Source organism: Rhodoferax sp., assembly GCF_010365055.1.
Classification (GTDB): Bacteria; Pseudomonadota; Gammaproteobacteria; order Burkholderiales; family Burkholderiaceae_C; genus Rhodoferax.
Genome location: NZ_JAAFHA010000141.1, coordinates 1 through 6,884, shown reverse-complemented (window position 1 = coordinate 6,884; position 6,884 = coordinate 1). Strand labels below are relative to the sequence as shown.

Genomic DNA, 6,884 nt, shown 5'->3' with positions numbered 1-6,884 from the left:
GCAGTCCATCGATGACGCTGTCGAGCTCGCCGCTGATCTGGTCGGCACGTCCCAGCGTGGCAACGGTGCGCTTCTTGACGCGACCGGCCTCGTCCCGGTAGGACTCGACGAGCTGGACGTAGCGGCGCGGGCCGGAGGCGGTGATCTTGACAAACATGCCGCCACTCTATCACAACACCGTACAAATATGAAATGAATTAAAAATTGCAAGAACGTGCCACCACACGAATTCAGAAAAATGCTGCTAAGTGCTTGTTTTAATTGGAAATGACCGAGCTTATTTGGCGTGGAGTGTCGAACTCGGGAACTCCAGATCGAGTTGAACCGGGGCTTGGCCAATTCGCTCGGCATTTCAGTAGGGGACGCGGCGCAGACACTGCGAGTCGCATTTGCCGGGGTTGAGGTGGGTGACTGGGTTGACCCAACCGGCGAGGCCCGCGATGTGGCCTTGCGCCTGCACCCCGACGACCGCGTCAATGCGGCCAACATCGAGCGTTTGCCGATTGCGGTCAGCGGCAGCGACATGATGGTGCCCTTGAGCCAGATCGCCAGCATCACCATGAGCAAGGGTCCGGCGCAAATTCAGCATTCGGACGGCAAGCGCATGATCGCTGTGTCGGCCAACGTGCAGGGGCGATCGGCGGGTGAGGTCACGGCCGACGCCATGAAGATCGCCAAGGCGATTGAGTTCCCGCCCGGTTATGCCATTGAACTGGGCGGCGCGGCGCGCGACCAGAAAGAGCTGTTCACTGAGATGGCGATCGCGCTGGTCATGGGGATTGGCCTGATGTACCTCATTTTGGTTATTCAATTCGACTCGTTCACCGCGCCGCTGGCGGTGATGCTGTCATTGCCACTGAGCCTGATTGGCGTCGTCATTAGCTTGTTGCTCACCAAAAACACCCTGAACCTGATGAGCTTCATTGGCATCATCATGCTGATGGGACTGGTGGCCAAGAACGCCATTTTGCTGCTGGACTGTGCACGCAAAGAGGAGGCCCAGGGCACCGAGCGCGAGGCAGCACTCATGCACGCCGGACGGCTGCGGCTGCGCCCGATCCTGATGACCACCTTTGCGCTGATTGCCGGGATGCTGCCGGTGGCGATTGGCTTGGGTGAAGGCGGTGAGTTCTACCGCCCGCTGGCCATTGCCATCATTGGCGGCACCATCACATCCACCTTGCTGACTCTGTTGGTGGTACCAACTTTTTACGACAGTATCGAGATCACGCGGGACCGGGCGATTGCCAAGTTCAATGCGCGCGCAGATCATGGCAATGCCCTGGTGGCATTCTTGCTCACACTGGGGGAAGCGGTGCTGGCCTTGTTGTTGCTGCGTTGGGGGTTCCGGATGGTGAAGACGCTCCAGTCGCGCTAAGGCAGCGACAGCGCTAGGCGCTGCGAACGAGCCGCGGCACCGCCTTGAGTAGCGCGCGCGTGTACTCATGCTGGGGGTGATGAAGAATGTTCTCGGCAGTTCCGGCCTCAACGAGCAACCCATTCTTCATGACCGCGATGTCATGCGCGAGATACTCCACCACGCCAAAGTTGTGGGTGATGAAGAGGTAAGCGACACCAAGCTCTTGCTGCAACTGCTTCAAAAGATTGAGGATCTGCGCCTGCACAGACACATCAAGCGCGGACGTGGGTTCATCGGCCACAATCAACTGCGGCTCTACAGCGAGGGCGCGGGCAATCGCCAGCCGCTGGCGCTGTCCACCTGAGAATTCGTGAGGGTAACGCGCCAGTGCGCTGCGTGACAAACCCACTTTTTCCAGCAAAACGGCAACACGTTCGCGCCTGACGGCCGGTGTCACATCTGGCCGCAGGGAAGAGACACCCTCCTCCAGAATTTCGTTGACGCGCATGCGAGGGTTGAGCGACGCAAATGGATCCTGGAACACGATTTGCACCGCACGCCGCGCGGTACGCAATGCCTCACCGTCGAGTTGGTCAAGCGGCTGGCCCGACAACAAGGCCGACCCACTGATTTCTGCCTTGCCGCGCAACAACTGCAGCAAGGCCTTGCCGACGGTCGTCTTGCCACTGCCCGACTCACCCACCAGGGCGAGCGTGCGCCCGCAAGCAATACTGAACGAGACGCCATCAACGGCCTTGACGTGACCGACGGTGCGCTGCAGCAGCCCCTTGCGAATCGGGAACCAGACCTTGTAGTCGCGCACTTCCAGCACAGTGGGCCCGACCTGCTGGTCAACCGGTAGCAGCTGCTCCTGGCCTGAATTATGGGTTGGACTATGCAATAGCGCAGGACCGTCATAGAGGAAGCAGCGCACTGTGTGGTCCGGGCCAAACTCACTTAGCCTTGGAGGCGCGCGGTGGCAACGATCCATCACGTCAAAGCAACGATCAGCAAACCGGCAGCCCGCAAACGCCTGATTGAGCGGCGGCACCGAGCCGGCGATGGAAGCCAGGCGTCGGCCACGTTTGCTCTCATCAGGCAGCGCGTCAAAGAGGTTGACGGCATAAGGATGCAGTGGCCGGGCGAAGAACTCAGTCGCCTCGGCAACCTCAACCACTTGGCCCGCGTACATCAGCGCAACGCGATGTGCCATCTGCGCGACGATGGCAAGATCATGCGTGATCAGGAGCATGGCCATCTTCTGCGAGCGTTGCAGTTCTTTGAGCAAGTCAAGAATTTGCGCCTGGATCGTCACGTCCAGCGCCGTCGTTGGCTCATCCGCAATGACAACATCGGGCTCAGCGGCCAGGGCAATGGCAATCATCACGCGCTGCTTTTGACCGCCCGACATCTGGAACGGGTAATCATTGACTCTGCGCCCGGGCTCAGGAATACCCACACGCTGCAGCCAATCGACGGCCTTGGCAACGGCGGCATCGCCGCGCATGGCAGTGTGGCGTTCGATCACTTCGGTGATTTGCCGACCGACCGTCATCACCGGGTTGAGACTGGTCGAAGGCTCTTGGAAAATGATGCTGATTTTGCGACCGCGAAAGTCGCGCATCCGCGCTTCGGGCAACTGCATGATGTCAGTGCCTTCCACATCGACGCTACCGCCCGCAACTCGGCCACTGTCTGGCAGCAAGCGCAGGATGGACAAAGCCGTCATTGATTTGCCGCAGCCAGACTCGCCAACCAGCGCAAACGTTTCGCCTTGCTTGATGGTGAGCGTCAAGGCGTCAACTGCACGAACCAGACCGCTGTCAGCGTTTAGTTCTGTCGTGAGATTCTTTATCTCAAGCATGTGTATTCCCAGGCGCTGTTGTGGTACCCAAAGCAGCACGTGCTGACGCGGCTGCCGGGTTTTTATGTCTACGAACGCGGAAGGCGCGTGCATGCGGATCAAAGGCCTCGCGTACGGCACTGGCAAAAAGTGTCATGGAAAGCACCAACGACACCATGAACGCAAAAGCGGCCAGCAGCGTCCACCACACCACCGGGTCACGCGACATCTCGTTGCGTGCACCATTGATCATGGTGCCAAAGCTGTTGGTGGTCGGGTCCACGCCCACACCGACATAGGACAGGACTGCCTCGTACAACACCAGGCCCGAGAAGTCGAGCACCGACACGATCACCACAATGTGCGTCAGGTTGGGCAGAATATGGCGGCGCATGATGCCCGCGTCCGACACGCCAAAGGCGCGCGCCGCCTGCACATAATCAAGTTCACCCAGTTTGAGCGTTTCCGCGCGCAGCAAGCGCGCCAGCCCGGCCCAACCGGTAATTCCCAGAATCGCGGCCAACAGAAACAGTCGAATGTCTGCACGTTCGAGACCGGTTTCAAACAGCTGGGGATTCTTGTCGATAAAGACCTGGATCATGAGCACGAAGGCCGAAATCAGCAGCACCGACGGTATCGACGACAGCACGGTATAGAGGTACTGAATAGCATCGTCAACCCGGCCTTTGTAGTAGCCCGCCAAGATGCCAAACACGATGGCCAGCGGCAGCGTGGCGATGGTGGCCAGAGAGCCGATAACCACCGCCGTCCGGATTGATTTCAAGGCCTGGAACAAGACGTCATTGCCGGTCTGGTCCGTGCCCAGCACGTGGTAGTACGGCCACAAAGCACCAATCCAGCCAGCAAGCAGCGCGAGCACCGACGCAGTCAGAAGCATGGCACGCCACGGCACCACGGTATCTTGTTGCCAGATCGCCCGCAACGAAGCGGTGACGCCGACTTGGGAATCGTGCGGTCGCAGGAACGCAACCAATAACCACCCAGCCATCGCCACCAATGCGCCCATCAGCAAGCCAGCCAACGATCGCGACAAGATGTCACCGGCCCACTCAGCCTGGGTATCCTTCAAATGTGCGCCGCCAAACTGAAGGCGCGGAAAGTCGCGTACCGTTTTGCCGTCAACAACAATGGACTCTTTGGAGAACTGATGCGTGTCAAGTGGCGCTGAATAGGTCTTCTCGCGCGCCTCGCGTGGAGCAGCCAGCACCAGATCCAGCAAGGACAGCGTGCGCGTCGAATAGGCCGGTTCAGCGTTGGCCGCAGTTCCCGCCGCCGGTGGCAGCAGCGGCCGAAAATGCACCGAGTCGAGCACGGCAATAGCCAAGAACAGCAACAGCACGACACCCGCCGACATGGCGGCTGCGTCGTGCAGCACGTGCCGCCAGGTCTGGCGCAGCGTCGGCGTGCGCAGCGTGTGCCAGACGTAGAGAGCGATGACCACCATTTGCAAATAGAGTGCAAGATCGGTGGCGAGAAAGACTAGTTTTGGCATGGTTCGGTCCTGGCGCGCTTTAGCTCAATCGGATGCGCGGATCGGCAACCGTGTAGGAAATATCCGTCAGAATCAGGCCGACGATGTAGAGCACAGACCCCACAAACACCATGGAGCGAACAACTGCAAAGTCTTGCGCGTTGATGGCGTCAATGGTGTAACTGCCCAAGCCCGGAATACCAAAGAACGACTCCATGATCAGTGCCCCCAGAAACAGCAGCGGGAGCACGGCGACGGTACTGGTCAAAATAGGCAACAGCGCGTTGTGCAGCACATGGCGAAAGAGAACGACAGTCTCAGACAAGCCCTTGGAGCGCGCCGTGCGAACGTAGTCCTTGCCGATCTCCTCCAAAAACATCGTGCGGTAAAACAGCGCTTCACCACCCAAACGCGAGACGATGCCGATCACAACCGGCAGCGCCAAGAACACAAACATATCCCATCCGGCTGAGAAACCAGAGATCGGCACAAGCCTCAACAGCTTGCTGAAGAAGAACTGCCCGGCAATGATGTAAAACAACCCTGAGACTGACAGGAGGAAGACCGCCAACGCGACACCCCAGAATTCAAGGTAGGTATTTCTGAAAAATACCAGCAACAACGAGAAAACAATCACCACGAAGATTCCAAGAAGGAAGGTGGGAATAGCCAGCGCAACTGACGGCCCCACCCGCTTCTTCAATTCGTAGCCAATGTCGCGCCCACTATCGGAGGCACCAAATTCCATGGCAAACAGCGGCACTGAACGCTCAAAAAAGATGGTTTTTGTCAGCTTCTCAAGACCCGCTTGTCTTTTATCCCAGAGCAGGGGCTTGTTATAGCCACGCTCAACCTTCCACTTCTCGATCGCGTCCTGCGTGACCCGCTTGCCGCCGATGTTCATGCGTGCCATATCGTCGGGCGTGTTCACCGCAAAGAACAAGATGAATGTGAAAATGTTGACGCCGATGAGGATCAGCAGGCCGTAACCGATGCGCCGAACGATGTAGTTGATCATGATGCGTGGTTCTCATTGGCGATAGAGCGGGCGGCCGTCTCGCGTTCGCGCCGTCGCCATGCAAACCAGGCCGGCAGAATGGCGGCAATCAAGGCCAGCAGGATCAGGGGCATGGGCCACCAGATCGGCTGATTCCACTCAGCGATCTTGCGCGCACGCAACTCGGGGTCAAGTCGCAGATAACCAATATGGTTACGGATGATCTGAGTGGGTTTGCCGTTGCTGACCCATTGGTGGTACGCCGCCGCCGAGGTTGGAAAGTAGCCAAAACTCCATACCGCGTCTTTCTGAACCAGCACAATCATCTGGTCAATGATTTCCTGCTTCTCCGGCCCGTCTTCCAGGAACTTCAAACGCTCGTACAGCTTGTCAAACTCAGGGTTCTGATAGTTTGAGTTGTTTTCGCCATTGCCATCGGTCAGCGCTTTGGCGTTGGGGCCATAGAGCATGAACAAGAAGTTTTCCGCGTCGGGGTAATCGGCCAGCCAGCCCCAAAAATAGATCTGAATGGAACCCTTGCTCATCTTGTCCTGAAAGCGGTTGTAGTCGGTCGCCCGCACCTCCAGCTGGATGCCAATCTTGGCAAATTGCTTGGTGTACCAGTCGAGCAAGGCCTTGGCACCGGGCGCTGCGTTTTGATAATCAAAGTTCAACACCAAAGGCTTGCCGGTGTTGACGTCGCGACCGTCCGGGTAACCAGCCTCGACCAGCAACTGCTTGGCCTCGTCGATGGAACGGCGCACCCGCTGGCCATCGGGCCCCTTACGGTAAACGACTGAATTGAAGGCCGCCGGGCCATCCTCACGGTAGCCAAACAGCGACGGCGGCAAGGGCCCTTGTGCAGGCATACCCTGGCCGCGCTCGAAAATTGCAATGTGCTCTTCCCACTCGATAGCGATCGAGAGTGCCTGGCGCAACTTGCGATTGCGCTCGGCCTGTTCGGGGCTGTTGCCTTTGCCAACCACCGGGTCGAGCCAGTTGAAACCGATGTACCAGTTGTTGGCCTCTACCGTAGTGGGCAGCTTGATGCCCTTCTCTTTAAATTCCTTTTCTTTCTTCTTGTCGTCACCCATGGCCACGATATAACCCGTGCCGTGGTCAAGCCGCTCAATCGCGGGGGAGTCGTAGTAGCCTTGCAGAAACTTGGCCTGCAAGGGCACACTTTCCTTTT

Annotated in this window: 4 protein-coding genes and 1 pseudogene; 1 reads left to right on the top strand and 4 read right to left on the bottom strand. The window is 58.3% G+C overall.

Features of this window, described 5'->3' with window-relative positions; translation table 11 throughout:
• Window positions 1-304: 304 nt before the first annotated feature.
• Window positions 305-1,378 (top strand): annotated as a pseudogene (locus GZ093_RS19435) (efflux RND transporter permease subunit); the annotation flags it as partial.
• A 13-nt stretch (window positions 1,379-1,391) separates the two neighbouring features.
• On the opposite strand, the gene GZ093_RS19430 reads toward GZ093_RS19435, so the two are convergent.
• From GZ093_RS19430 to GZ093_RS19415, 4 genes are all read right to left on the bottom strand, one after another.
• The gene (locus GZ093_RS19430; RefSeq protein WP_296489247.1) at window positions 1,392-3,224 is read right to left on the bottom strand and encodes a dipeptide ABC transporter ATP-binding protein; all 1,833 of its coding nucleotides are present in this window, start codon (window positions 3,222-3,224) and stop codon (window positions 1,392-1,394) included.
• Entirely contained in the window at window positions 3,217-4,716 is a 1,500-nt protein-coding gene (locus tag GZ093_RS19425; protein WP_296489245.1) for an ABC transporter permease, read from the bottom strand. The genes GZ093_RS19430 and GZ093_RS19425 overlap by 8 nt, the downstream gene beginning before the upstream one ends.
• A 19-nt stretch (window positions 4,717-4,735) precedes the next feature.
• On the bottom strand, window positions 4,736-5,713 hold the full coding sequence (locus GZ093_RS19420) for an ABC transporter permease (RefSeq protein WP_296489243.1): 978 nt from the start codon (window positions 5,711-5,713) through the stop codon (window positions 4,736-4,738).
• A partial coding sequence (locus GZ093_RS19415; protein ID WP_296489241.1) for an ABC transporter substrate-binding protein occupies window positions 5,710-6,884 on the bottom strand: 1,175 nt, incomplete at its 5' end. The genes GZ093_RS19420 and GZ093_RS19415, both read right to left, overlap by 4 nt.